The 25,716-nt window shown below is 62.9% G+C and carries 21 protein-coding genes; 4 read left to right on the forward strand and 17 right to left on the reverse strand.

Going from position 1 to position 25,716, the window contains the following annotated elements:
• Positions 1-142: 142 nt before the first annotated feature.
• Positions 143-790: an ATP-dependent Clp endopeptidase proteolytic subunit ClpP gene (clpP, locus tag ABH945_RS01435; RefSeq protein ID WP_074765417.1), complete on the reverse strand. Its 648-nt coding sequence runs from the start codon at positions 788-790 to the stop codon at positions 143-145.
• A gap of 258 nt (positions 791-1,048) precedes the next feature.
• Between clpP and ABH945_RS01440 the strand changes: the two genes are divergently transcribed.
• Complete coding sequence (locus ABH945_RS01440) at positions 1,049-2,032, forward strand: sigma-70 family RNA polymerase sigma factor (protein WP_074765415.1); 984 nt, start codon at positions 1,049-1,051, stop codon at positions 2,030-2,032.
• Here ABH945_RS01440 and ABH945_RS01445 read toward each other — a convergent pair.
• The 3 genes from ABH945_RS01445 to ABH945_RS01455 all read right to left on the reverse strand — a co-directional run bounded on the left by ABH945_RS01445 (position 1,988) and on the right by ABH945_RS01455 (position 6,906).
• Positions 1,988-3,262, reverse strand: a complete 1,275-nt coding sequence (locus ABH945_RS01445) for an EAL domain-containing protein (protein ID WP_074766536.1) — start codon at positions 3,260-3,262, stop codon at positions 1,988-1,990. The genes ABH945_RS01440 and ABH945_RS01445 overlap by 45 nt on opposite strands.
• A 593-nt stretch (positions 3,263-3,855) precedes the next feature.
• Positions 3,856-5,304, reverse strand: coding sequence for a multidrug transporter subunit MdtD (gene mdtD, locus ABH945_RS01450; protein WP_429249500.1), 1,449 nt, complete (start codon positions 5,302-5,304; stop codon positions 3,856-3,858).
• 186 nt (positions 5,305-5,490) lie between these two features.
• Positions 5,491-6,906, reverse strand: coding sequence for a PLP-dependent aminotransferase family protein (locus ABH945_RS01455; protein WP_429249501.1), 1,416 nt, complete (start codon positions 6,904-6,906; stop codon positions 5,491-5,493).
• Between the two features lie 172 nt (positions 6,907-7,078).
• Here ABH945_RS01455 and ABH945_RS01460 point away from each other — a divergent pair, with 172 nt between their 5' ends.
• Positions 7,079-7,384: a DUF2917 domain-containing protein gene (locus ABH945_RS01460; RefSeq protein ID WP_429249502.1), complete on the forward strand. Its 306-nt coding sequence runs from the start codon at positions 7,079-7,081 to the stop codon at positions 7,382-7,384.
• Positions 7,385-7,417: 33 nt separating this feature from the next.
• Here the strand turns inward: ABH945_RS01460 and ABH945_RS01465 are convergent, their stop codons facing one another.
• The gene (locus ABH945_RS01465; protein WP_429249503.1) at positions 7,418-8,641 is read right to left on the reverse strand and encodes a citrate/2-methylcitrate synthase; all 1,224 of its coding nucleotides are present in this window, start codon (positions 8,639-8,641) and stop codon (positions 7,418-7,420) included.
• A 134-nt stretch (positions 8,642-8,775) separates the two neighbouring features.
• Here ABH945_RS01465 and ABH945_RS01470 point away from each other — a divergent pair, with 134 nt between their 5' ends.
• Positions 8,776-10,167, forward strand: coding sequence for a CoA transferase (locus ABH945_RS01470; protein WP_429249504.1), 1,392 nt, complete (start codon positions 8,776-8,778; stop codon positions 10,165-10,167).
• A gap of 132 nt (positions 10,168-10,299) precedes the next feature.
• Here ABH945_RS01470 and ABH945_RS01475 read toward each other — a convergent pair whose 3' ends face one another.
• Positions 10,300-11,046 carry a GntR family transcriptional regulator gene (locus ABH945_RS01475; protein ID WP_074765403.1) on the reverse strand — a complete coding sequence of 249 codons (747 nt, stop codon included), beginning with the start codon at positions 11,044-11,046 and terminating at the stop codon, positions 10,300-10,302.
• A 211-nt stretch (positions 11,047-11,257) separates the two neighbouring features.
• Between ABH945_RS01475 and ABH945_RS01480 the strand changes: the two genes are divergently transcribed.
• Complete coding sequence (locus ABH945_RS01480) at positions 11,258-12,103, forward strand: aldo/keto reductase (RefSeq protein ID WP_074765401.1); 846 nt, start codon at positions 11,258-11,260, stop codon at positions 12,101-12,103.
• A gap of 66 nt (positions 12,104-12,169) precedes the next feature.
• Here ABH945_RS01480 and ABH945_RS01485 read toward each other — a convergent pair whose 3' ends face one another.
• The 11 genes from ABH945_RS01485 to ABH945_RS01535 all read right to left on the reverse strand — a co-directional run bounded on the left by ABH945_RS01485 (position 12,170) and on the right by ABH945_RS01535 (position 25,545).
• Entirely contained in the window at positions 12,170-12,643 is a 474-nt protein-coding gene (locus tag ABH945_RS01485) for a hypothetical protein (RefSeq protein WP_429249505.1), read from the reverse strand.
• A 383-nt stretch (positions 12,644-13,026) separates the two neighbouring features.
• Positions 13,027-13,887 (reverse strand): hypothetical protein, encoded by an 861-nt coding sequence (locus ABH945_RS01490; protein WP_429249506.1) that lies wholly within the window; start codon positions 13,885-13,887, stop codon positions 13,027-13,029.
• A gap of 470 nt (positions 13,888-14,357) precedes the next feature.
• A complete protein-coding gene (locus ABH945_RS01495) occupies positions 14,358-16,550 on the reverse strand; it encodes an ABC transporter ATP-binding protein (RefSeq protein WP_429249507.1) in 2,193 nt (730 codons plus the stop codon).
• On the reverse strand, positions 16,547-17,425 hold the full coding sequence (locus tag ABH945_RS01500; RefSeq protein ID WP_429249508.1) for an ABC transporter permease: 879 nt from the start codon (positions 17,423-17,425) through the stop codon (positions 16,547-16,549). Before ABH945_RS01500 ends, ABH945_RS01495 begins: the two co-directional genes overlap by 4 nt.
• The gene (locus tag ABH945_RS01505; RefSeq protein WP_429249509.1) at positions 17,422-18,432 is read right to left on the reverse strand and encodes an ABC transporter permease; all 1,011 of its coding nucleotides are present in this window, start codon (positions 18,430-18,432) and stop codon (positions 17,422-17,424) included. The genes ABH945_RS01500 and ABH945_RS01505 overlap by 4 nt, the downstream gene beginning before the upstream one ends.
• A gap of 29 nt (positions 18,433-18,461) precedes the next feature.
• Positions 18,462-20,135, reverse strand: coding sequence for an ABC transporter substrate-binding protein (locus tag ABH945_RS01510; protein ID WP_429249510.1), 1,674 nt, complete (start codon positions 20,133-20,135; stop codon positions 18,462-18,464).
• A gap of 345 nt (positions 20,136-20,480) precedes the next feature.
• Entirely contained in the window at positions 20,481-21,503 is a 1,023-nt protein-coding gene (locus tag ABH945_RS01515) for a HoxN/HupN/NixA family nickel/cobalt transporter (protein WP_429249511.1), read from the reverse strand.
• Positions 21,504-21,521: 18 nt separating this feature from the next.
• Entirely contained in the window at positions 21,522-22,037 is a 516-nt protein-coding gene (locus ABH945_RS01520) for a cupin domain-containing protein (protein ID WP_074765388.1), read from the reverse strand.
• A gap of 230 nt (positions 22,038-22,267) precedes the next feature.
• On the reverse strand, positions 22,268-24,373 hold the full coding sequence (gene fusA / locus ABH945_RS01525; protein WP_074765386.1) for an elongation factor G: 2,106 nt from the start codon (positions 24,371-24,373) through the stop codon (positions 22,268-22,270).
• A gap of 321 nt (positions 24,374-24,694) precedes the next feature.
• On the reverse strand, positions 24,695-25,207 hold the full coding sequence (locus ABH945_RS01530) for a DUF192 domain-containing protein (protein WP_074765384.1): 513 nt from the start codon (positions 25,205-25,207) through the stop codon (positions 24,695-24,697).
• A gap of 143 nt (positions 25,208-25,350) precedes the next feature.
• A complete protein-coding gene (locus tag ABH945_RS01535) occupies positions 25,351-25,545 on the reverse strand; it encodes a hypothetical protein (protein WP_074765382.1) in 195 nt (64 codons plus the stop codon).
• Between the last annotated feature and the right edge of the window lie 171 nt (positions 25,546-25,716).

Here is a 25,716-nt window from a genome sequence, read left to right on the forward strand (position 1 = left end):
GATTCCCGCGAAGGTGAGCAGAATTTGTGGCACTTGCGCACCGACAGGTTCAGCAAAAGCATGTGGAAATTTCAGTGCTGCCGGTGAGCATCGTTCCTTGACTGTCGCAAGTTTCATGGCATGACGCGGCGACTCACCAACCCTACATATCCCGATAACGACTGGGGTCGCCGAGCGCAGCGCGTGTTTCCAGCACGTCGTCGATCAAGCCATATTCCTTGGCCTCGTGCGCGGACATAAAGTTGTCGCGATCGGAGTCTCGCGCTACTTCTTCGACGCTGCGCCCGGCGCGCTCGGCGGTTATTGCATTCAACCGCTCTCGCAGATAAAGCACTTCTTTCGCCTGAATTTCGATGTCTGCCGCCGTGCCCTGGCTGCCGCCGGATGGCTGGTGAATCATGATGCGGGCGTTCGGCAATGCATAGCGCTTGCCGCGTTGGCCCGCGGTCAGCAAGAAGGTGCCCATGCTCGCAGCGAAGCCTGTGCAAAGTGTCGATACTTCAGGCTTGATGAATTGCATGGTGTCGTAAATGGCAAGGCCGTCGTACACCGAGCCGCCCGGCGAGTTGATATAAAAGGAAATATCCTTGTCGGGGTTTTCCGATTCCAGAAACAGCAGTTGCGCGACAATCAGACTAGCCGATTGATCATTCACCGGGCCGACCAGAAACACGATGCGTTCGCGCAGCAGACGGGAATAAATGTCGTACGCACGTTCGCCGCGGCCGGATTGTTCGATCACGGTAGGTACAAGGCCGAGACCGGTGATAAAGGAATGGCTGGAATGCATAGGTGCCTCGTTATAAGCGGCGCGACGCGAATGCCTGATAGCAGCGGCCGATTTGAAACCACGCGCCCCATGCGCCGGTTATTGCTCATTTGACGAAGGAGAGGGCTGCGATGTGACAGAAATATTTTTTTCGTTTGTTGTCACATCGTCGCTAGCCAGATCGTCAAGCTGGGTAGAACATCAAAAGTCAGAAACAAAAGGACGGCACCGAATCAAGCGGGCAGCATTTTTCACCACCACGAATCTGGAGATCTACGCATGATGGAACAGGGAAACGACAAGGCATCCAGTTTCGAGGCAGCGCGCGCCCGCCTGATTGCGCTGGCGTACCGAATGCTCGGCAGCCGCGCCGAAGCGGAAGACGTAGTTCAGGACGTCTGGCTCAAGTGGCATCTGGCCGATACACGAGCGGTGCAAACTCCCGCTGCTTGGCTCACCACGCTTACCACCCGTACGGCAATCGACCGTTTGCGGCAGGCGCAGCGCGAACGCGCGTCTCAGGCTTCGGGTTGGCTACCTGAGCCGTGGCTCGATGAGGTTGCGCCGTCGGCGGAAGAGTTGGCTTTGCGGGCGGCGGAGATGTCTTATGGCGTGATGCTGCTGCTCGAACGTCTTAAGCCCGACGAACGCGCTGCGTTCGTGCTGCATGAAGCTTTCGACTGCGATTACGCAGAGATTGCGAGCATTCTTGAGCGCACGCCGGGCGCTTGCCGGCAGATCGTCCATCGGGCCAAAGCGCGTCTGCAACGCGCGGGTGCACCGTCACAACGCCCTGATCCTGCCGCGCATGCACAGATCGTAGAGCGGCTGCGCACAGCGCTGGAGGCGCGGGATCGAACAGATCTGTTGCGGCTCTTTAGCGACTCGCCTGAAATTGTCAGCGACGCGCCCGTTTGCGCCGCTATGTCCGCGCGCGAGCCGGCTTCGGCAGGGTGGGTGGACACCGTTACGTCGCTTGCGCGGCAGGCGAACACGGCCGAGGTGGTATCTGTGCAGGGAGCGATGTGCGTCGTGCTGTTCTTCGAAGGCGACGTGGTCGGTCTGCTCGACGTGTGGACAGACGGCGTGGTGGGGTCGACGAAGATAATCTCGTTGCGCATCGTGACCGGCGAGGAGCGTCTGCAAGCGCTAAATCGCGTGGTGGGTCGTGCGGCAGTCACGCAACTGCTCACACGAATCCAGCAAAATCCCGCTCCGTCAATTCCGGTGAGCGGCGACTTCCCAGTTGATGTCTACGCATAGCACCTGTGTGCCGTGCGGCGTGTGGGCCGCGATCGAAGCTGTCACGCACAGGTGGGCCTCATTGATCGACAGATAGGGGGGAGTGAGATGCACCTGGCCGGGCACGCGCATCGCCTGAATAAAGTACGGTCGACGTTCCCAACTCGCACCTTCCGAATGCAGCAGCGGGCGGAAGCGTTTGGCGCGTTGTGAAGTGCGCCCCGGTGGCAGTACGTTATCGCCGATTTGGCGGCCTGACCCGTCCAGTACGAAGCAGCGGGCTGTTTCGCCGAGCGTAAGTAGCGGTGCGGTTGCTGCTGAAATCGAGTCCCCGGCAACCAATTGTGCGGCTGCGGTTTCAAGTGCGGTGACGTAGGGTGCGAGTCGCGTGGATTGTGCGCGTTCGCGTGCGGTGACCCGTTCGCGAAGTGCTGCGGAAAGCGAGTCCATCAAACCGGCCGCCGCTTGCGGTTTAACCGGCTCGACACTCGGACCCGCAAAGAATGCGCCCTGGACAAAGTCCACGTTGCATTCGAGCGCGATTAGCGCGTCGCGCTCGGTGGTGAGGCCGCCCATCAGCACAAGTTGTCCGGATTCGTGCAGCAGCGAAACGAGGCCAGGCAGCACGCGTTCGATATGCGAGTGTTCGCTGGCTTGCGCGAGAATGCAGCGATCGAGTGTGACGATGTCCGGCCGCAGATTCCACACGCGGTCAATGTTCGAATGCTTCGCGCCAAAGCCGTCGAGCGCGATCAGAAAGCCGGATTTGCGCAGCGCATCGATGATTTCGGCGAAGCGCGTGGTTTCACCACCTGCCTGTTCGGACACCTCCAGCACCACGCGCTGAGGCGGCAAGCCGAGGGCTTTGAGGCCGGCAAGCAGCGCATCGCCGTAGCTCGTGTCCATCAGCGCCGCTGGGTGCAGGCTCAGAAAGAGCCATTCGTCGTGGCTGTCGAAGGCGTTGAAATTGCCGAGATGCAGCGATTCGGCCAGCCGGCCGAGTTCCAGCAGGTCACCGCGTCGGGCGGCCTGCGTGAAAACTTCGTGCGACGGCACCTGCTGCGCATGTTCGTCGTGGGCGCGCAGCGACGCGTGGTACCCGATCGCACGCCGGTGCGACACCGAAAAAACCGGCTGAAACACGCTGAATACGGTGTAGCCGCCGTATAGAACGGTGCGCCGGGAGCCTTCGTCGCCTGCTACCGGGCGCGGCGGCTGAAAGCCGGGAGGATCGAGTTCGATCATGCTCATCATGTCAGTCGTGTGGAAGTGCTGCGCGGTTGCATGCTCGACACAGATCGGCACGCGCAAAACGTGAGTTTACAGGATAGCCGAGCAAGAACTGTGCGCGAGCGGGAAACACAACATAGCGTGCAAGTTCCGCAGTCTGATACGACGATTGCGCGCGAGCGTGGGCAAGGAGGAGTAGGTTCGCACTTTGCTGGTGCGGTTCCCGCCCCGTTGCGGGTCGAAGTGGGAGGAGGTTCGGGGCGAAAGCGCGACTGGACGATGCCGCTAGAAAAGGGAGTTTAAAAGGGCGGTTCGAACGCGCAGATCAAAGGGCAGCGCTCAGGGTGGACTGAAGGTCGCTTGAAAACGGGTCGAGCGCGCGGTGCGAAAGCGCGTGACGCCCTAGGCTGTCCGCCACTCGACCCGGAACCAGCACCCTCAAGCAGCACCCCTTGAAGCAATAACCCTCGAAGGCAACTCCCGAATGCAACCCCAAACCAGCCATCCCAAACCAGCACTCCGGAACCAGCCGCCCTGAAGCAGCAACCTTTGAAGCAGCAACCCTTGAAGGCACCCCTCGAAGCAGTCACCCCAAACCAGCAGGCCCCCACCCCTCAAGTCCGCTCCGACGGATCCGTCTTCCTCACCGGCGTGCGGATATCCGGCGACAACTGCGCAAAGATCCACGACGAGCCCGCCGTGATAATCCCAACGCACAAAAAGGTCGCATGAAATGCAGGCAGAGAATTGATCGCCGTCACTCGCTGGAGCAGGCCCGTGAAGGTTGCGAGCAACGCGCCTGCGACAGTCACGCCGAGACTCATCGACAGCATCTGGACCAGCGAAAACAGGCTATTGCCGCTGCTGGCGCCTCCGGTGCCCAGGTCTTTGAGCGTCAACGTGTTCATCGCGGTGAACTGGATCGAGTTGACGGCGCCGAACAGCGCGAGTTGCACCAGCCGCAGCCACAGCGGCTGATTTGCGCTCGTGAGCGCGAAACTCGCCATGGCGACGCCGACCAGTACCGTGTTGACGATCAACACGCTGCGGTAGCTGTACTTAATGATCAACTTCGTCACGAGTCGTTTGGACGCCATGCCGGCGGCGGCGACGGGCAGCATCATCAGGCCGGCTTCGAACGCGCTATAGCCGAGACTCACCTGCAATAGCAGAGGAATCAGATAAGGCATCGAGCCGCTGCCGATTCGCGCGAACAGATTGCCCAGCAGCCCGACGCTGAACGTGTGAATCTTGAAGAGATCCAGCGAGAAAATCGGTGAGGGCTCGCGTTGTGCATGCAGACCGTACGCGACGAAGCAGCCGAGACTCAGAATCAGCAGTACCAGCACGGTGGCGTGTTGAATACCGAATTCCGTGCGGCCGTCGAGCGCAAACGAGATCGCGATCATGCCGACAATCAGCAGCAGGTAACCCTTCAGGTCGAACTTGCCGGTGTCCTCGTTGCGGCTGTCCGGCATAAAAATAAACGTCGCGATGCAGCCGATAATGCCCACCGGCACGTTAATCAGAAAAATCCAGTGCCACGATGCGATTTTCACCAGCCAGCCGCCGAGCGTCGGGCCAATCAGTGGTCCGATCAAACCAGGTATCGCAACGAACGACAACGCGGGCAAATAGCGTTCGGCCGGAAAGGTGCGCAGCACCGCGAGCCGTCCCACCGGCAACAGCATCGCGCCTCCCACGCCTTGCGCGATGCGGAAAATCACCAGCTGGTTCAGCGTGTGCGCGTTTGCGCACAGCAGCGAGCCGACCGTGAACACGAGGATCGCGCTCATGAATACGCGCCGGGTGCCGAGTTTGTCGGCGAGCCAGCCAGACACCGGAATCATGACCGCCATCGTCAGCGAATAGGCGATCACCACCGATTGCATACGCAGCGGCAATTCGCCGAGGCTCGTCGCCATCGCGGGCAGGGCGGTGTTGACGATGGTCGAATCGAGCGTCTGCATGAAGAAGCCCGTGGCGACAACCCACAGCATCACGCTGAGCGAGCGGGCCGGAGGGGCGGAGGAAGCGGCGGCAGGCGGAGTCGGCGTGGACATGGAGGGCGCGGGGCGCGTGCGGGCAGGCTGGGATTCGTATTCTAGGGAAAAGTGCGGTGCCGCGCAGCGTGGGGGAGGGTATTCCATGCCAACCGGGTCAATCCCCGGCCACACAAGCCGCGCATCAGATCAGGTTCGGCCGCTTGCCCGACTTGCGGCTCAATCAAGCTACGTTAACTACTGGCGTCAATCGCCTTCCAACTCCGCCGCCGCGCGAAAAAACGCTTGCGCCTTGGGATCATTCCCAAACGCCACATGAATCCTGATCCAGGGGCTGACTTCCATGTTCGGCCGAAAGTGGCTGCCCGGCACCACGGTCACGCCCATGGGGGCACCGCATTCCACCAGCCGCTCAGCATTGCCGACATGGGGCACCCGCGCCCACACAAACTTGCCGCCCACCGGCTTGTCGAAAATCTCCCAGCCGGCATCTTCGAGCGTGCGGATGGTCGAGCCCAGCGCGTCGCGCATCCGGCGTCGCAGGCGCTCCAGATATTTGCGATAGGCGCCGCGCTCCAGCATCGCCACGGCCACTGCTTCGGCAAAGCGCGAGCCGCCAATGCTGGTCAGCATCTTGATGTCGACCAGATCCTTGATGATCGCGTGGCTCGCGACCACGCAGCCGATTCGCAGCGACGACGACAGCGTCTTCGACAACCCGCCCACGTAAATCACATGCTCGAGCTGGTCGAGCGTCGCGAGCCGGTCGGTGAGTTCGGTCTGGAAATCGGCGTAGATATCGTCTTCGATGATCGCGAAACCATGCTCGCGCGCCAGTTGCAGGATGCGGAACGCCACCTGCGGAGCGACCGTCGTGCCGGTCGGATTGTGGAACACCGTGTTGATGAACAGTAGCTTGGGCCGGTGCAGCTTGAGTTGCGTCTGCAGCACATCGAGATCAGGACCGTTCCGTGTGCGCGGAATGCCGATCAGATTCACGCCGTGCAGCTTGAACAGCCCGTACAGATTGTAGTAACCAGGGTCTTCGACAAAGATCGTGTCGCCGGCCTTGAGCATGTAGCGCATCAGCAGATCGAACGCCTGGCTTGCGCCATTGGTGATCAGAATCTGCGAGGTGTCGGCCTGAATTCCCAGCAGGCCGATGCGGCTTTGCAGGTGTTCGCGCAACGTCAGATTGCCCAGCGGCGTAGCGTAATCGACCATGCTCGCCGGATCGGTGCGCGACACGTGACGAATGGCCTGCGCAATGCTCTCCATGTCACGCCAGCCTTCGGGGATAAACCCGCTGCACAGCTTGAGCGTCTCGCCCGGATGGTTGAACTGCTGCAGCAGATGTCCCGATTCGTCCTCGGCGCGGCGCGGGTCCGAGGTGCCCTGACAGTGCGGGCCAACCGGCTGACGGTCGGCCACATAGAAGCCCGAACCGTGGCGCGAATCGACATAACCCAGCGACACGAGCCGGTCATAAGCCTCGATCACGGGGAAACGGCTCACGTTGAAATCGGCGGCGAACTGGCGAATGGATGGCAGCTTCGAACCCGGATGTGTCGCGCGAGACCGGATCCAGCCCATGACGCCTGTGACGATCTGCTCGGTCAGCGGCACGCCGTTTTCACGATCAAGCTGGATTTCGAGTTTCATGCTGCTTGTTCCTTCCTGTCCTTCCTTCACCCAACGACGCCTGCCCACGCCAACTGTCCGTTTTTTTGACTGAACAGTTCCGATGAAAGTGTTCGGAAGTGTGCATGGGTATCCGATCATCGCACGTCAATAATTCCTGCAACAGAAGAAAATTCCTTGAAGGAGAACAGCGATGCGTGAAGTCCGGATTTTCGAATTGGAACAGGGTGAGCCGGTGGCGGCCTGGCGTGTCGCGCGTCCGTCAACCTTCAAGGTGATCTCGGGCGAGATCTGGCTGACCGTCGAGGGTGGCAGCGAGGATCACTGGCTGCGTACCGGTGAATCGATCGAGTTGCCGCGCGGATCGGTTGCGTGGATCAGCGCGAGTCAATGCGGCGCGCGGTTTGCGTTGGCGAGCGGTTCCGAGCGCACGATGCCGAAGCCGATGTTCGGATTGTCGACTCTGAGCCGGCTGCCGCGCTGGCTCGGCGTCGCCTGACCTGACCAGATAACGCCAAAGCGCAGCACGCGGTCAGCCGTCAGTGTCCGCTTCGTATTCCCCGATGTACCTCGCGCGCGGCCGGATCAAACGTCCATCGCTCGCCTGTTCCATCGCATGCGCAATCCAGCCGACCACCCGTCCCACCGCGAACAGTGTGAATGCGGCCCCGGTCGGCAGTCCAAGCACGCGTTCGATCGCCGCCAGCGCGTAATCGACGGTCGGCTCCGCGCCGGTCGTGTCGTGCACGGCGCGCGCGAGCTTCGTGACTTCGGCCATCGGCGAGCGCGCGGGCGCACAGTCCGCGAGCAGGTCGAGCAGGAGCCGCGCGCGCGGGTCGCCGTCCGGATAAAGCGGATGGCCGAATCCCGACAGCCCCGGTCCATAAGAGCCCTGTTCGTGCAGCGCGAGACGGTTTGCCAGATAGCGATCGAGATCGGGCGCGCGTGACGCTTCGTCGAACAGCGCGGCAATGCGCGTCGTCTCGCCGCCGTGTTTCGGACCGGCCAGTGCGGCCAGCCCTCCCGCCACCGCGCCGAACAGATGCGTTCCCGTCGACGTAATGCAGCGAACCGTAAAGGTCGATGCGTTCAGTTCGTGATCCGCGCACGCGACCAGCGCCGCGCGCAATAGGCTGATTTGCTGGCGGTTGCGCACATTCCACGCCGCAGCCAGTTGCCGATGCAGCGGTTCGTTCGACGGCGCCGCCGAGATCATCGCCGCCGCCAGCAGCCGCATGACGGCGCAAGCGGTATCGAGTTGCGCATCGCGGCCGAGCGCCCAGACCCGCGGCATGTGCGCCGCCGCGGCAGGCAACAGCACGAGCGCGCGATCGAGCGGCGTGCTGTCGCTCCACAGCTTGAGCCAAGCTGCCCATTGCGCGGCGGCGAGCGGCGCGGCGGGCGCATCGGCGATCCGGCGTGCGCTGCAATCCCACAGCAACGCGGCGATCTCTTCCAGCGAAGCCGTGCGCGCCAACGTCATCGCGTCGTGCCCGCGATACAGCAGACGCCCCTTCGCCACCAGCGTGATCGACGATTCGAGCACGGGCACGCCCCAGTCCAGCACCTTTTGCGCGACCTTGCCGGCGCGCTTGCCGTCCTGCTTGCGTCGCGCGAGACGCCGCACTTCGGCGGCATCGTAGAGCCGGTGCTTGCCCTGACTATCCGCCGACGAACTCAGCATGCCGCGACTCACGTACGCGTACAGAGTCGGCAGGCTGATGCCGAGCGCGGCGGCAGCTTCAGTGGCGTTCATGAAGTTTGCAGTTGGCATGAAAACGCTTAAGAACCGAAGAAATCAATATATGTTGATTATCATAATCAAGATTGATTGGCGCTGAACGGAATTCTAGACTCGGTTCACTTTCCTCCTGTGCCGACATCATCGCCATGACGCCTGAACTTGCCCTCAAACATATCTGGACTGTCGCCGGATGCGACCCGACTGCGCTGAGATCCGTCACGCTCTCCGGCGCCGATCCGGGCTTGCCGTCGGTCTATCAGGTCGGCAACCTGGCCTCGGCGACGATCGCCGCGACCGGGCTGGCGGCCGCCGAATTTCATCGCTTGCGCACGGGTCGCCGGCAACACGTCACGGTGCAGACGCGGCGCGCGCTGGCGTCGTTTCGCAGCGAGCGTTATCTGCGGATCGACGGTGGGCCGCCGCCTGTGTTGCGCGATCCGGTGACCGGCTTTTACGAGACGCGCGACGGCCGCTGGATTCAATTGCATACGAATTTTGCGCATCATCTGCACGGGGTTCTGCAGGTGCTTGGCTGCGACAACGATCCTGCTGCGGTAGCCAAAGCCATTCGCGGATGGGACGGCGCGACGCTTGACCAGACGCTGGCCGATGCGGGCCTCTGCGCGGCGCTGATTCGCACGCCCGACGAATGGGCCGCGCTGGATCAGGCGCAGGCGATTGCGGGCTTGCCGCTGTTCGAAATCGAACGCATCGGCGATGCGCCGCCGGAGGCGCCGCGCCAGGCAGGTGCAGAACGGCCGCTCGAAGGCGTGCGTGTGCTCGATCTGTCCCGCATCATCGCGGGGCCGGTGGCAGGACGTGCGCTCGCCCAGCATGGCGCGGACGTGTTGATGATCAACGGTCCGCATCTGCCGAACATTGCGCCGCTGGTGATCGATAACGGGCGCGGCAAGCGCTCGGCGGTGGTCGATCTGCGCGATGCAGGCGGGCGCGAGACGTTGCGCGGGCTGGCCGAACGCGCCGACGTGTTCTTGCAGGCTTATCGGCCAGGCGCGCTGGCGGCGCGCGGCTTGGGTCCCGAGGAACTGGCGCGGATCAGGCCGGGGATCGTGTATGTGTCGGTCTGCGCGTATGGATACGAGGGGCCGTGGGCGCAGCGGCGCGGATTCGACAGCCTCGTGCAGTCGGCGAGCGGGATTGCTTTCACCGAACGGCAGGCGGCGGGCGGCGACGCGCCGAGGCATTTACCGTGTCAGGCGCTGGATCACGCGACCGGCTATCTGGCCGCTTTCGGCGCAATGGCCGCATTGGCGCGACGCGCGACCGAGGGCGGAAGCTGGCATGTGCGCGTGTCGCTTGCGCAGACCGGGCGCTGGTTGCAGTCTTTTGGAACGATGCCTGACGGCTGGCAAACTCCGGATGTCACCCTCGACGACGTGCGTGACTGTCTCATGACCGTCGATTCCGAATTCGGGCGCGTGTCAGGGGTGAAGCCTGCGGAGGAACTCAGTGAGACGCCTGCGTACTTTTCGTTGCCGCCGGCGAGGGTGGGGGCGCACGAGGCCAGGTGGTGGTGACGATTCGAGGCGGCGCGGCTCTTACACGTTAGCTGTTGAGCGGAGACAGGATGCGCCAGCGCGCGTAAGCAGGCCGCGCATCCTCTGCAAACCTCTGCGCGCCTGCATCCGCGTCGCCAGCGCCAACCGCTACTACTTCCTCAACTCCGCCACAAAATCGTAGTAATCATTGCGGCAGTATGTATCCGTCAATTCGATCGCCCGCTGGTCGGCGGTGTAGCCGACGCGCGTGATCAGCAGCAGCGCCTCGTTCGGCGCAATGCTCATCTGCTGCGCGATTTCCTCGTTCGCGTTGACCGCGCGAAAATGCTGCAACGCGCGAACAATCGAAAGACCGCGATTCTCCAGATACGTATAAAGCGAATCGCCAATGGCCTGCGGATCGGGAATCACCGCAGACGGAAACGTGGAATTTTCCACCGCCATCACGATGCCGTCGGCCAGCCGCAAGCGACGCAGCCGCGTCACCGCCGCCGCGGGCGACAAGCCCAGCTGGATCACCTCGTCGCGATTGGCCGGCGAAATCTCGCGCGACAACCACTTCGAACTTGGCGTGAAGCCACGCCGCCGCAGCATTTCGCTGAAGCTCGACAGGCGCGACAGCGGGTCTTCATAACGCGGCGTGATGAAACTGCCTGCGCCCTGGGTGCGTCGAATCAAACCTTGCTCGACGAGCAATGCGATTGCCTTGCGCGAGGTGATCCGCGAAACGCCGAGCGCTTCGGACAGCACGCGTTCCGAGGGCAGCGCTTCGCCGGCATTCCAGCGGTTTTCGTGGATGGCGGAGCCGAGCTTGCGAGCAAGTTGCAGGTAAAGCGGCGTGTCGTTTTCCGGGTCCGGGCGCAGATCGCGCCAACGGTCTTCCGAGGCAGAGGTCATGGGGCTCACGCAAGATGGGCAAGCGGCAATTCTATGACATCGGCGTGCCACGTTATAGCGGGCTTTTGCCAGGTGCCCCGTCGAATGCTCGTCGAGCGACTAAACTCCTCGTGATGATTTTCGCCGCGCGACGGGTTATCGGGACGTTCCAGAACATCTGGACAGGCTCCGCGCGGCGTCGTTTTGCATCGAGCCATTTCGAGGAGTCAGCATGACAAGCGATATCGCAGGCGTGAGCCTGCCCGACGGCGAGCGCGTTCCCGCATTGGGGCAGGGCACGTGGGAGATGGGCGAAAACCCGGCGCGGCGCGCGGCCGAAATCGACGCACTGCGCTGCGGTATCGAACTCGGCATGACGCTGATCGACACGGCGGAAATGTACGGCGACGGCGCGACCGAATCGCTGCTCGGCGAAGCGCTCGCCGGTTTGCGCGATCAGGTCTTTCTCGTGAGCAAGGTGTATCCGCATAACGCCAGCCGGCGCGGCGCGATCGCAGCGTGTGAACGCAGCCTGAAGCGTCTGAAGACGGATCGGCTCGACCTCTATTTGCTGCATTGGCCAGGCTCGGTGTCGCTCGCGGAAACCGTCGAAGCTTTCGAAGCGTTACGCGACGCGGGCAAGATCCGGCATTGGGGCGTCAGCAATTTCGACACCGGCGACATGGAAGAACTCGTCGCGATGCCCGGCGGCGAAGCGTGCGCGACCAACCAGATTCTTTATAACGTCGCGCGTCGCGGCCCGGAGTTCGATCTGCTGCCGTGGATGGCCGGGCGCAAGATGCCGGCCATGGCTTACAGCCCGGTCGACCACGCCCGTTTGCCGAAACGCTCGCCGCTCGACGATATCGCCGATGCACGTGGCGTGTCGGTGTTTCAGGTGGCGCTTGCGTGGGTGTTGCTCAGACCCGGCGTGTGCGCGATTCCGAAGGCGGGGAGCGTCGAGCATGTGCGCGACAACCATCGCGCGTTGCAATTGCGGCTGCAGGCTGATGAACTGGCGGCTCTCGACACGTACTTCAAGCCGCCGCGCAGCAAGCGGGCGCTCGAAATGCTGTAAGCGCCGCGTTAGCTGCGGGTTGAAGGCACAGCGACGGCACAGTGATTTCGCTGTGCCGCGACCTGATCAGGTACAGGCGTGGTGGAGGTGCACGGAACCGAGCACCGCGACTTCCGCCGACGTGTGCTTGAGTGCGTCGGGGTCGACCTGGGCGGCGTCTGCGAGGAAGTCGTCGATGATCGACGAGACTTGAGTGTTGGGCAGGCACAGCGACACGCGCTGTGTTTCATTGGGCGGCAGCGTGCCGCGCTGACCGAGGAACAGCACCCCATACTGATAACCGTGGATGATGCCGCGAATTGCGCCGACACATTGGCCTTGCGCGACGTTGTCGTTTTTCTTCTGACAGGTTTGGGCGAGCCAGTAAGCGGAGAAGGTGGGGTCGACGGGCGGAGCCGCTTGCGACATGGTGGGCTGCATAGGTTGCGCCGGGGTTTGCGCCTGAGCCAGCGAAGTCAGGCCCAAGGTCAGGCCCAGCGCGGCAGTCATGAACAGGCCGCTGGCCACGCGTGCTGCGGACGGGGAGACATTTCGTTGCATGTGGTGGGCCCTCATATCGAACGTTGAATGTGATATGAGGCTCGTCGCCTCAGATTGGTTCCACAACAGTTGTGCGCGACCGGTTGATTTGTATTCCAGCTGTTCGCGAGCGGGGGGTATGTGACGGTTTTGTGAGTGCTGGAGAGCCCGCTTCGCCTGCGCGTATTGCCTGTTCGACAGCTTACCGGAGGCCGGCTGCCGCGCGCTTAAGGGGATTCCCGAATCGGGATGCTCGCTGGACCTCGGACCGGCCTCGGGCGGTGATGCTCGACCGGGGGATCGAGACATCACCGCCGATGCCAGCGGATCGCGAACGGTAGTGCCGGGCATGTTGCCGGCGAGAGCAGGGCGCGGGGGCACCCTGCCAGGAGACCGGGCAACTGTTAGTGCCCGTTTCCTCCGCCATTGCCACTGCCGTTACCGCCGCCACCCTTACCTCCGTGACCGCCGCCGAAGCCTCCGCCAAAGCCACCGCCGAAGCCGCCACCGAAGCCTCCGCCAAAACCACCGCCTTTGCCACTGCCAAAACCACCACCGAAGCCACCGCTCTTGCCACCGCTCTTGCCACCGCCCGGGCCGCCGCTGGAGCCACAACCGCAGCCTGCGCTACCACTGCTGCCGCTGCTACTTCCGCTGCTGCCGCTACTTCCGCTACTTCCGCTGCTTCCGCTGCTTCCGCTGCTGCCACTGCTGCCGCTGCTTCCGCTGCTGCCACTGCTGCCGCTACTTCCGCTACTTCCGCTACTTCCACTGCTTCCACTACTCCCCCCATTACCGCCACCGCTATTTCCTTTCCCGCCTGCGCCTGCTCCCGCTCCTGCTCCCGCACCGGAGCTGCCGCCGCCGTTCCCAGCACCCGCTCCGCCGCCGCTGTTGCCGCTCGCGCCCGCGCTCGCCGCGCCGTTACTGCCGCTGCCGCCGCCATGGTGAGCGCATCCGCCGATGTTGACGCTATTGCAGTCGCGCGGCGCGAATAGTGCAGCGGCATCGTCGGCGGCGGTGGTGTCGCCGGGCGCCGCGCCCGTGGCCACCGCGTCGGGCGCGGCGCCGTTGTCCGGTGCGGCTTGTGTCGAGCCCTGCTGGCTGCCGCCAGGCAACGGCGTGTCGGCGAGCAGCATCCACTCGGGGATCACCTCCGTCGATGCCGGATACGCCACGCCCGTCGCCAGCGCAATCACGCCAGCCGCGACAGCTGTACTCCGAAGGATCCCGAAATAATATCGATTGGATTTTCTGGTCTTCATCACGTCTCTCCCGAGGGAACAACGGTGCCTCGTTACCGTCCTCTCTCACGCTGATTCCGCAGCGGCGGACCTGTCTGACTGCGGGCCTCGCCGCCCCCGGGTCGTTTGGGTCTGTTCGCTCACTGCTGCCAACCCAAACGGTGCCTGATTCGCCGACGCGCGCCCCGGCGCGTCAGTCCTGCGTTACCTCTTTTACCGCTACGATTTCCGACTCTTTTACCGCATCGCGTGGCGCTGAACGGCACGCGCACAAACGCATGCCGCCGCGGATCTTCCGCGCTGTCCGGCTTCAAATGTCTGGACGATACTTAGCGATAACCATGCCACTGGCCGCAAAGCCTTGCGGCGACAGGTACCGGATGAGCATGTGCGATGCGCACGATGAAAAAACGCATGAAAACGTTTCGGCGATGAAACGCGCGGCCAGAAAGCCGCGTGAATCGCCTGGCGCGGGGCTGGGACGAACCGCGCTACTCGTTACCCTTGCCGGCCCTGGATGCCATCGTGGACACGATCCCGGACGCATCGCCACTCGCGCTTTTACGCGAGACGCGCTTAAGCGCGCGCAATTCTTCCACCGGAATATGGCAGCGGATTCGATGCACGGCATCGCCATCGCCATCGCCATCGGCATCGACGAAAGGCGGGGGTTCCTGCTCGCAGATCGCGCCGATCTTGCGCGGACAGCGCGTATGAAAGACGCAGCCGGAAGGCGGCGAGACCGCGCTCGGCAGGTCGCCGGACAGACGGATGCGCGCCTGCCTGTTCTCGCCGTCGAGCGCCGGAGCCGACGACAGCAGCGCCTCGGTATAAGGATGATGCGGTCCGTCGAACACCGCTGCCGCCGGGCCGATTTCCAGCAATCTGCCGAGATAGAGCACCGCGATCCGGTCCGACAGATAGCGCACCACATGCAGATCGTGCGAGATGAACACGTAACTGACGCCGCGTTCTCGTTGCAGATCGGCGAGCAGATTGAGGATCGCAGCCTGCACGGAGACGTCGAGCGCGGAAGTCGGCTCGTCGCAGACCACCACGCGCGGCTCGCCTGCAAACGCGCGCGCGATCGCGACGCGCTGCTTGAGTCCGCCGGACAACTGCCGCGTGCGCGAGTCGAGATAACGTTCGGGCAAACGCACGGCCTCGGTCAACGTGCCGAGCCGTTCGTCGACGGCGGCGCCGCGCAACGGCGTGAGCCGCTTCAACGCGCGGCCAATCAGGCGCTTCACCGAATGCGCGCGATTGAGCGCCGAGTCGGGATTCTGGAACACGATCTGCATTGACTTGATCTGTTCGTCGTTGCGTCGCGTGACGCGCGCGGCGAGCGGCGCGCCGTCGAGTTCGAGCACGCTGCCCGCGTCGGGCGTGAGCAGGCCGAGCATCAGCTTCGCGAGCGTCGTCTTGCCGCTGCCCGATTCGCCGACGAGGCCGAGCGTCTCGCCGCTGGCAAGATCGATTGAAATGTCGTCGAGGGCGAGGAGCGGTGTGCCGCCTACGTGGAATGTCTTCGAGAGTTTCTGCGCGCGCAGCACGGGGCGTAACGGCTCGCCAGGTTTGCCCGCAGCAAAAGCCGCAGCGTCATGGACAGGCAACGCTTGCGGCGTCGCGCGCGGTAATTCGATCGCGCGTTCGTGGTAGTGGCAGCGCGACATCTGATCGCCATGCGCCGCATTCAAACGATGCGGCGGCGGCGCGTCGCGACGGCACCGGTCGTCGGCGAGACGGCAGCGGTCCGCGTAAATGCAGCCTTGCGTGACCGAACCCGGCAACGGCAGGCTGCCCGCAATCGTGTCGAGCCGCTCGCTGTCCTTGCTGCGCCCGGTGGTCGGCAAACAGCGCAACAGCCCAACCGTGTACGGATGACGCGGCCGCGCGAACACATCTTCAGTCGCGCCTTCTTCGACCAGCTTGCCGGCGTAAAGCACGCCGACGCGCTCGCACATTCGCCCGATCACCGCAAGGTTATGGCTGATGAACAGCACGGCGGTGCCGAGTTCCTCGCGCAACTGCGCCACCAGATCGAGCACTTCCGCTTCGACGGTCGCGTCGAGCCCGGTCGTCGGCTCGTCGAGAATCAGCAGCGCCGGGTTCGATGCCAGCGCCATCGCGATCACCACGCGTTGCTGCATGCCGCCCGATAGTTGATGAGGATAGCTGTCCATCACGCGCTCGGGCGCGGCGATGCGAACCCGCTTGAGCATGTCGAGCGTGCGCTGCAACGCTTCGTCGTGCGCGATGCCGGTCGCTTCGAACGCCTCGGACACCTGCCGCGCGACAGTCAGCGATGGATTCAGCGCGCGCCCCGGGTCCTGATAGACCATCGACGTCGTATTCGCGCGCATATGGCGCAGCGCGTCGGCATCGAGCTTCTGCACGTCGTCGCCAGCGATGAGGATCTTGCCGGCCTTCACCTTGCCGTTGCGCGGCAGATAGCGCACAGCCGCCATCGCGACGGTCGATTTGCCGCAACCCGATTCGCCGACCAGTCCGTACGCTTCGCCGCGTCGGACGCGAAACGAGATGTCCTGAAGCACTTCGCGGTCGCGTCCGCGAATCCGGTACGTAACGGTCAGGCCCACGACGGTCAGTGCGTCCGTGCGGTCGCTCTTCGATACGTCGAAGGCGGCGAACGCGGCTGAAGAGGAGGGCGTCGGTTGGCTCATCGGTCGAGTACGCCTTGCACGCTGTCGGCGATCAGATTCACGCCGACCACCAGTGAAGCAATTGCGGCCGCCGAGAACACCACGGTCCACCATGCGCCGCCCGCCATCAGCGTGTACGACTCGGATAACGCGAGTCCCCAGTCGGCGGACGGCGGTTGAATGCCGAAGCCGAGAAACGACAATGTGGCGACCGCGAAGATCGCGTAGCCGAGCCGCACGGTGGCTTCGACGACGATCGGCGGCAATACGTTCGGCAGAATCTCGACGAACATGATGTACAGCGCGTGCTCACCGCGCAGTTGCGCAGCGGCGACGTAGTCCAGATGCCGTTCGGCGAACACGGCGGCACGCACGGTGCGCGCGGTGATCGGCGTGAACGTGATGCCGATCACGAGAATCACCGTGAGGTTCGACGCACCGACCGCCGCCAGCGCGAGCAGCGCGACGATCACGAGCGGCAGTGCAAGCACGGCGTCGATCACGCGCCCCACGATGCTGTCGACCCGGCCTTCGAAGTAGCCGACGATCAACCCGAGGGCGGTGCCCGCCGCCGTGCCGAGCACGGTCGCCAGCGGTGCAATGGTCAGGATGTCGCGCGCGCCGACGATCACGCGCGAGAACACGTCGCGGCCCAATTGGTCTGTGCCGAACCAGTGTGTGTGATCGGGCGGCGTCAACGAGTTGAGCGGATCGGATGCGTAAGGATCGATGCGCACGATCCATTGGCCGCCAAGCGCGCACACGATCCACCACAACACGATGAGTGCGCCCACGACGAATGTGGGCGAGCGCAGCAATTCGCGCAACTGCGCGAAGCGCGGTTCTGTCGAAGCAGCCTGAGCCGGCGGCGCGGCTTGCGGAGTGGTCGCGCTCATTCGGCGCTCCTCACACGCAGACGCGGATTGAGCAGCACATGCAGCGCATCGGCCACGAGATTGGCGACGGTGTAGACCACGCCGATAGTCAGCACGCCCGCTTCGAGCATCGGGAAATCCTTGGCCTTCGCGGCGTTGTAGATCAGCGAGCCGATGCCCTGATAGTGGAACAGCGTCTCCACCACCACGAGTCCGCCGATCATATAGCCGAGTTGAGTTGCGGCGACCGTGATGGTCGGCAGCAACGCATTACGCAGTACGTGTCGCCAGATCACGATGTGCCGCGGCAGGCCTTTGAGGATCGCGGTGCGCGTGTAGTCGGCATCGAGCGCCTCGACGGTGCCCGCCCGCGCCATCCGCGCGATATAGCCGAAGAAGACGAACACCAGCGGCAGTATCGGCAGAATCAGATGCCTGAGTTGTTCGAACACGCTGGCTTCGGGTGGATACGACGCTTCGATCGGCAGCCATTGCAGCCACACGCCGAACACCAGAATCAGCACGATCGACGACACGAATTCCGGCACCACCGTGGCCGACAATCCGGCAATGCTGATCGTGCGATCGAGCCAGCGTCCCGCGTGCATCGCCGACCACACGCCGCCCGCAATCCCAAGCGGCACCACGACGATAAACGCGAGCAGGCCGAGCTTCGCCGAAGCGCCAAGCGCGGCGGCAATAAACGGCCCAACCGGTTCGCGGTACGCATACGAAAGCCCCATATCGCCGCGCAAGAAATGCGAAATCCAGTCGACGTACTGCGTGAGCAACGGACGATCCGCGCCGAGTTGATGATTGAGCGCGGCGACCGCGCGCGCATCGGCGAGCGGACCGAGTACCGCGCGGCCGATATCGCCAGGCAGCAGCTGACCGCCCGCGAACACGATCACCGACAGTAGCCACAACGTGATCAACGACAGTCCGACGCGCGTCGCCAGAAAACGCACGGCGCGGCCCGCATGGCCATTCGACGGACGGGAAGTGGAAGGGGTCACCGTGGACGACATCGTGATCTCCTGCCAGGCATCGCCTGCGCTTACGCGCTGAGCACCGCGCGGTCGAAATACAGTTGCGCGAGCGCGGTGAAGCGCACGCCGTTCACGCCTTTACGCATCGCGATCAGTTGATCGTAGAAGAACGGAATGATGACGGGCGTCTCGTCGAGCAACAGCGTTTGAATCTGCCCGGAGATTTTCTTCTGCGAGGGCAGATCGATTGCCGCAACGAATTGCGCGACCAGTTGATCGTATTGCGGATTCTTGAAGTGCGCGGCGTTCCATGTGCCGGTGCTGGTGAGCGGCGCGTTCAGGAACACGTTCGGCACGCCGCGATGACCGTAATCGGTAATGCCGAGCGGCGAGTCGAGCCAGTCGGATTTGCCCGGCGTGCCGGCGCCGTAATACAGCGACTGACTCTCGATTTTCAGATTGATGCGCACGCCGATGGCTTTGGCCGCGTTCTGCACGACCACCGCGAGATCGGGAATCTCCATGTACTTTTCGGTGGTGAGCGTAACGTCGAAACCGTTCGGCACACCGGCTTGCGCGAGCAGTTGCTTCGCCTTCGCGATATCGATCTTGCGCTGAGCGACGCCTGCATCGGATGACGGAAACACCGGCGCAAACGGACTGTCGTTGCCGAGTTGCGCGCGGCCTTTGAAGAGGCCGCGCACCAGCACATCGCGATCGATCGACAACGCCAGCGCCTGGCGTACGCGTTTGTCCTTGAACAGCGGATTGTCGTTGCGCATATGAATCTGCCGGTGCGCGCTCGACTTCACTCCCACGGCCTTGTATTCCGGGTTGTTCAGAATGCCTGCGCCGCCCTGCACGGTGAAGGTGCCCATCACGTCGGCCTGATGGCCCTGCAGCGCGAGCAATTGCGCCTGTTCGTCGGCGTAGAACGAGAACTGTACGCGTTGCGGTAACGCTTTCTCGCCCCAGTAATCGGGATTGCGCACGAACGACGCGCCGACCTTCGGCTGATACTTCTCGAACCTGAACGGACCGGTGCCGATGAAGGTCTTTTCATAACCGCCCGCGTAGTTCGCGGGCAGGATCACGGCGTTGTAATTGTCCGAGGAAACGTAGTACGGGAAGTTGCCGTTCGGCGCATCCAGATGGAAGGCGACCGTGTGCTCGTCCACGACTTTCGCGCCGCCTTTGGACAGCACGCCCTTGAGCACGGAGAGCGCCGCCGAGCCGCTCGCAGGATCGGCGAGGCGGTCGAAGGTGGCGACCACATCCTTCGCGCCGAACGGCTGGCCGTCGTGAAACTTGACGTTCTGGCGCAGCGTGAAGGTCCACACGTCGCCTTTGTCGTTCGGCTTCCAGGACAACGCGAGCGCGGGCTTCAGCATCAGCTTTTCGCCGTCGTCGTCAATCAGGAACTCGCCGGTCTGGTTCAGCAGCGCGAGACTCGCGGCGTCTGTCACGGTGAGGGGATCGACCGCGCCCGCAGGCGTCAGATGAGCCACGCGGATCGTCTGGTTGCCTGCACCCGCCGCGGCCTGAGCCTGCGCGCGCGGCACGTTCAGCAAACCGCCGCCCGCCAGCGACAAACCGATCACGCTCGCATAGCGCAGCAGCTCGCGGCGCGTGATGCGGCCGGCAAGGAATTCGTCGATGGCGTGGTGGCCGTGGGTGCCGTGAGCATCGGCAGCAAGGCGGGCTGCGTCGAGTGCGAGAAGTCGGTCCGCGGGAGTTTTCATCGATGGAGTGTCCAGTCCGTTCTGTTGCCGGTTCTGAAGCGTCGCGTCGCCGACGCAAAATACGCCATGCGACGAACGCGAGTGCAATGGCGACGTCGGCATGCGACATCGAAAAATCAAAGCCTGCGCAAAGCCGCTTCAGTGTAAGCGATTGCCTTGCGATGCGGCACGCTCGCAGCGTCGACCGATTGTCGATTGGCGGATAAAAGAGCCGCTGTGTATCGCCATCACAACGGTTGCGGCTCGACGATCCACGCGAGTCTTGCGGTCATGACGACTGCACGCACGCGCCGCTGGCATCCTTACCGGTTACGCCGCGCGGCACTGCATGATCACGCGTTGAAATTACCGCACGAGCGCATCCGGACGACGCCAGCGATGGAACAGCACCGAGCCGATCCAGCACGCCATGAACGCCGCGACAATGCCGTAACCGAGCGCGCCGAAGCGGTCGTTGACGCTGGCGACCGCATCCCAGAGGCCGCCGTTCAGGCCGAATTTGTCCGACAGCAATCCCAATGCCTCGACGCCGCCGATCACGATTGCCACCACCGCCGACACGAACGTGATGCTCGCGTTGTAGTACAGCTTGCGTTTCGGGTCGTCCATGGCCCAGCCGTACGCGTGGACCATCAGTACGTTGTCGGTCGAATCGACCAGCGTCATGCCTGCCGTGAAGAGGGCGGGAAATACGAGGATCGAATACAGCGGCAGACCCGTGCCCGCCTGCGACGCGGCGATCGCCAGCAAGCCGATTTCGGAGGCGGTGTCGAAGCCGAGGCCGAACAGCACGCCAACCGGGTACATGTGCCAGCTTTTCGTCACGAGCCGGAACAGCGGGCGCAATGCACGCGACAGCAGGCCAGCGGGCGCGATCGCATCGTCCGGTGCCTGAACAGCGGTTTCGACGTCATGTTGAACATGGCGATAACGACGCCACACGTCACGCAGAATCACCAGATTGACGGCCGCCAGCACCAGCAGAAACGTGGCCGACACCAGCGTGCCGATCGTGCCACCCACGGCCTTGAAAGTCTCGAAGCGGCCATGCAGCGAATGCGTGGTCCACGCAATGCCGATCGTCGCGAGAATCACGATGGTCGAATGCCCCAGCGAAAACGACAGCCCCACGCCGAGCGGCTTCTTGCCGGTTTGCATCAGTTTGCGCGTGACGGCGTCGATAGCCGCGATGTGATCCGCGTCGACGGCATGGCGCAGGCCAAAACCATAAGCGAGCAGCGCGGTGCCCAGCAGCAGCGGGTAATGGCGAAACGCGATCAACGCCCATGCCCAGGCGCCGAGATTGGCGGCGATCAGCACGGCATACAGCGTGAACAGGCGAGGGCGCAGCGAAGCGGTTGGCGTCATGAGTCGCGTGGCAAGGAGTTAATGGTCGTGCGGATGCTTGTGAATCGGATCGACCCAGAACACGGTTTCGGGCGCCTCCACCGCGTCGATGTTCAGGTTGACCACCACCGCTTCGTTGTCGCTGCGCACCAGCACGCATTCGAGCGGGTCGTCGGTGCTCGCATTGATCTCCTGATGCGGCACATACGGCGGCACGAAAATAAAGTCGCCCGGACCGGCTTCTGCGGTGAATTCCAGATGCTCGCCCCAGCGCATGCGCGCCTGGCCGCGCACCACGTAGATCACGCTTTCGAGCGCGCCGTGATGATGCGCGCCGGTCTTCGCGTTCGGGTGGATCGTCACGGTACCGGCCCAGATTTTCTGCGCGCCGACCCGCGCGGCGTTGATCGCGGCCGCGCGGTTCATGCCCGGCGTCTGCGCGGTATTGCTGTCGAGCTGATCGCCCTTGATGACCTTCACGCCGTGCTCACGCCAGTCGACCGGCGCTGCGGGCTGATCGTCGCGGTAATGCGGGTGTTCGTGATCCTGGCTCATGGTGTCTCCTCCCAAGCATGGTTCCTGGCGGTCCCGGCATTGTTCGGCGCTTCCTGTGTTCAGGTCGGCGCCGTCTGGCATTTTTGCATGTTCAAAAAGTGCTGTGTGGATAAGGCGCGGCGGCGGTCGTAGGGACGAAAAAAAGCCCGTTCGCAAGGAACGGGCTTGGGGTCGCCGTGCTGATGCATCGACGTTGCGCTGCATTGCAACGTCGATGCTTCGACCGCGGCTTACTTCTGCTTCGCGTTGATCACGGCTTCGGCGACGTTGTTCGGCGTTTCAGCGTAGTGCTTGAACTCCATCGTGTACGTGGCGCGGCCCTGCGTGGCCGAGCGCAGCGATGTCGAGTAGCCGAACATCTCCGCGAGCGGCACTTCGGCGCGCACCAGCTTGCCGCCACCGCCGGCGATGTCTTCCATGCCCTGCACGAGCCCGCGACGGCTCGACAGATCGCCCATCACGTTGCCCATGAAGTCTTCCGGCGTTTCCACTTCGACTGCCATCATCGGTTCGAGCAGTACCGGCTTGGCCTTGCGCATCGCTTCCTTGAAGGCCATCGAACCGGCCATGCGGAACGCGTTTTCGTTCGAGTCCACGTCGTGGTACGAACCGAAGGTCAGCGTCACCTTCACGTCGACCACCGGATAGCCCGCGAGCACGCCGGCCTTCAGCGTTTCCACGATGCCCTTGTCCACCGCCGGAATGTATTCGCGCGGAATCACGCCGCCCTTGATCGCGTCGACGAATTCGTAGCCTTTGCCCTGCGCTGCCGGTTCGAGCGTAATGACCGCGTGACCGTACTGACCGCGACCGCCCGACTGCTTGACGAACTTGCCTTCGACGTCCTCGACCTTGTTGCGCACCGTTTCGCGATATGCGACCTGCGGCTTGCCGACCGTGGCCTCGACGCCGAATTCGCGCTTCATCCGGTCGACCAGAATTTCCAGGTGCAACTCGCCCATCCCGGAGATGATCGTCTGGCCGGATTCTTCATCGGTCTGCACGCGGAACGACGGGTCTTCCTGAGCAAGGCGGTTCAGCGCAATGCCCATCTTTTCCTGGTCGACCTTGGTCTTCGGCTCGACGGCCTGCGAAATGACCGGCTCCGGGAAGATCATCTTTTCGAGGATGATCACGTTGTTCGGATCGCACAGCGTGTCGCCGGTCGTCGCTTCTTTCAGGCCGACTGCTGCGGCGATATCGCCCGCGTAGACTTCCTTGATTTCCTTGCGCTCGTTCGCGTGCATCTGCAGGATGCGGCCGAGGCGCTCCTTCTTTTCCTTGATCGCGTTGTAGACGGTGTCGCCCGAATTCACCACGCCCGAATAGACGCGGAAGAAAATCAGCTGGCCGACGAACGGGTCGGTCATGATCTTGAACGCGAGCGCGGAGAACGGATCGGTGTCGTTCGGATGACGCTCGATCTCCTTGTCGTGCTCGTCGTGACCGGTAATCGCGGGCACGTCGACCGGCGACGGCAGATAGTCGATCACCGCGTCGAGCATCGCCTGCACGCCCTTGTTCTTGAACGCGCTGCCGCACAGCATCGGCACGATCTCGTTCGCAATGCAGCGCGCGCGAATGCCGTGCTTGATTTCTTCTTCGCTCAGCGCTTCGCCGCCGAGGTATTTGTCGAGCAGTTCCTCGTTTGCTTCGGCGGCGGCTTCGACCATCTTGTCGTGCCATTCCTTCGCGGTAGCCGCGAGTTCCGCTGGAATATCGCGATATTCGAACTTGATGCCCTGGTTCTCTTCTTCCCAGTAGATCGCCTTCATCTTGACCAGATCGACCACGCCCTGGAAGTGTTCTTCCGCGCCGATTGGAATCTGGATCGGCACCGCGACACCTTTCAGACGATCGCCGATCTGCCGCTGCACGCGGAAAAAGTCGGCGCCTACGCGGTCCATCTTGTTGACGAACGCAATGCGCGGCACCTTGTACTTGTTCGCCTGACGCCACACGGTTTCGGATTGCGGCTGCACGCCGCCGACCGAGTCGTACACCATGCATGCGCCGTCGAGCACGCGCATCGAGCGCTCGACTTCAATCGTGAAGTCGACGTGGCCCGGGGTGTCGATGATGTTGATCCGATGTTCGGGGTAGTTGCCGGCCATGCCCTTCCAGAAGGCGGTAGTCGCCGCCGACGTGATGGTGATGCCGCGCTCCTGCTCCTGTTCCATCCAGTCCATCGTCGCCGCACCGTCGTGAACCTCGCCGATCTTGTGGGTCACGCCGGTGTAGAACAGGATGCGTTCAGTGGTGGTGGTTTTGCCGGCATCGATGTGAGCGCTGATGCCGATATTCCGGTAGCGCTCGATGGGAGTCTTGCGGGGCACGTGAACCTCCTTGGAATGGCGCGCCTGAAACGCTGGCCGGACGGCAGTTTGTGCTACCCGGCGAGCCTGGGTGCTGCTTTACTAAGATTACTAGGATAGCGCGTCGGCTAGTCTTTTGCAGGAATCTTGCCAGCGGGGCGCAAGCGCCTGCTGGCGGGGGTTTGGCTACGCGGCCGCGTTGGGCTGACCTGGCGCGCGATGACGCGATGCGCGCACTTCGCCTGATCCCGCAACACGCGTTGCCGCGGCGCGCGAATGCAAAAAAGCCGGCGCCTCGCAAAAGGCACCGGCTTTTTCCGTGACCGCTGAAACCGGATCGGCTTATTGCTGTTGCAGCGGCGGCAGACCCTGAATCTTCATGCCCGGTTTGATGCCCTTCGACGTGAACCAGCCCTTCGGCATTTCCAGCGCAAACTCGCCGTTGTTCTTCGGGCAGTGATTGTCGGTTGTCTCGGCCTGCATCTCGTCGATGTCGGTGATCGTGCCGTCCGCGCGCATGAACGCGATGGACAGCGGGATCAACGTGTTCTTCATCCAGAAGCAATGCACGGCATGTTCGTTGAACACGAACAGCATGCCTTCGTTCGGACCGAGATTCGTGCGATACATCAAACCTTGTTCGCGATCCGCATCGTTCGCGGCAACGGCGGCGTCGATCACGAACATGCCGGCGGTCAGCTTCACGCGCGGGAATTCGCTGGGCTGCTTCGCGCCAGGCGGCATCTGCTGCGCGTGAGCGGGAGCAGCAGTAGTTGCAACGAACGACAACGCAGCGAGCGGCAATGCAACGGCAACAGCGAAACGCGCAATCAACGAGCGCAGGGGAAATCGCACGGCAAGACTCCTTGCTTGGAATTTAATCAGCGAATGTTACGCGAGCGCGTCAAAAACAAAAAGGCAGATCGCCTTTCGGTGATCTGCCTTTCAACGCCGTAAGAACGGCAATGAAGCTAGTTCTTGACTGCGTTTTTACAAACTTATTCCGAAGCTGCCGAAGCTGCTGCAGCAGCTGCTGCCTTCTTGTGCGACTTCTTGTGAGCCTTCTTCGTGGTCTTCTTTGCCGACGAAGCTGCTGCAGCCGGAGCTGCCGAAGCTGCTTCCGGTGCCGAAGCTTGTGCGAATGCTGCCGTTGCGAAGAGGCCAGCGACCAGAGCGGCGATCAGTTTGTTCATTTTGTAAATCCTCAGCTTTAGTTGATTAACCAAATGACCCGGTTATATGTAGAGTCATGTCGGTAAACGTGCCATCCACCTTTCGGTTGACAGCCGCATCGAACAAATTTTCGGTGCGTCTGTTTAGCGCTCAGACTCCCTGCTCGTACCGCAAGAACGGCTTGTGCAAAG

This window comes from Paraburkholderia sp. GAS333, assembly GCF_050435665.1.
GTDB lineage: Bacteria > Pseudomonadota > Gammaproteobacteria > Burkholderiales > Burkholderiaceae > Paraburkholderia > Paraburkholderia fungorum_A.

Bases quoted from the DNA above. Each gene is read 5' to 3' on its own strand.
- ABH945_RS01475 (WP_074765403.1), bottom strand. From the start codon at position 11,046: ATGACCTCTGCCTCGGAAGACCGTTGGCGCGATCTGCGCCCGGACCCG.
- ABH945_RS01535 (WP_074765382.1), bottom strand. From the start codon at position 25,545: ATGAACAAACTGATCGCCGCTCTGGTCGCTGGCCTCTTCGCAACGGCA.
- ABH945_RS01460 (WP_429249502.1), top strand. From the start codon at position 7,079: ATGCGTGAAGTCCGGATTTTCGAATTGGAACAGGGTGAGCCGGTGGCG.
- ABH945_RS01465 (WP_429249503.1), bottom strand. From the start codon at position 8,641: ATGAACGCCACTGAAGCTGCCGCCGCGCTCGGCATCAGCCTGCCGACT.
- ABH945_RS01485 (WP_429249505.1), bottom strand. From the start codon at position 12,643: ATGCAACGAAATGTCTCCCCGTCCGCAGCACGCGTGGCCAGCGGCCTG.
- clpP (WP_074765417.1), bottom strand. From the start codon at position 790: ATGCATTCCAGCCATTCCTTTATCACCGGTCTCGGCCTTGTACCTACC.
- ABH945_RS01495 (WP_429249507.1), bottom strand. From the start codon at position 16,550: ATGAGCCAACCGACGCCCTCCTCTTCAGCCGCGTTCGCCGCCTTCGAC.
- ABH945_RS01455 (WP_429249501.1), bottom strand. From the start codon at position 6,906: ATGAAACTCGAAATCCAGCTTGATCGTGAAAACGGCGTGCCGCTGACC.
- ABH945_RS01510 (WP_429249510.1), bottom strand. From the start codon at position 20,135: ATGAAAACTCCCGCGGACCGACTTCTCGCACTCGACGCAGCCCGCCTT.
- ABH945_RS01520 (WP_074765388.1), bottom strand. From the start codon at position 22,037: ATGAGCCAGGATCACGAACACCCGCATTACCGCGACGATCAGCCCGCA.
- mdtD (WP_429249500.1), bottom strand. From the start codon at position 5,304: ATGTCCACGCCGACTCCGCCTGCCGCCGCTTCCTCCGCCCCTCCGGCC.
- ABH945_RS01480 (WP_074765401.1), top strand. From the start codon at position 11,258: ATGACAAGCGATATCGCAGGCGTGAGCCTGCCCGACGGCGAGCGCGTT.
- ABH945_RS01470 (WP_429249504.1), top strand. From the start codon at position 8,776: ATGACGCCTGAACTTGCCCTCAAACATATCTGGACTGTCGCCGGATGC.
- ABH945_RS01515 (WP_429249511.1), bottom strand. From the start codon at position 21,503: ATGACGCCAACCGCTTCGCTGCGCCCTCGCCTGTTCACGCTGTATGCC.
- ABH945_RS01505 (WP_429249509.1), bottom strand. From the start codon at position 18,432: ATGTCGTCCACGGTGACCCCTTCCACTTCCCGTCCGTCGAATGGCCAT.
- ABH945_RS01500 (WP_429249508.1), bottom strand. From the start codon at position 17,425: ATGAGCGCGACCACTCCGCAAGCCGCGCCGCCGGCTCAGGCTGCTTCG.
- ABH945_RS01490 (WP_429249506.1), bottom strand. From the start codon at position 13,887: ATGAAGACCAGAAAATCCAATCGATATTATTTCGGGATCCTTCGGAGT.
- ABH945_RS01440 (WP_074765415.1), top strand. From the start codon at position 1,049: ATGATGGAACAGGGAAACGACAAGGCATCCAGTTTCGAGGCAGCGCGC.
- ABH945_RS01445 (WP_074766536.1), bottom strand. From the start codon at position 3,262: ATGAGCATGATCGAACTCGATCCTCCCGGCTTTCAGCCGCCGCGCCCG.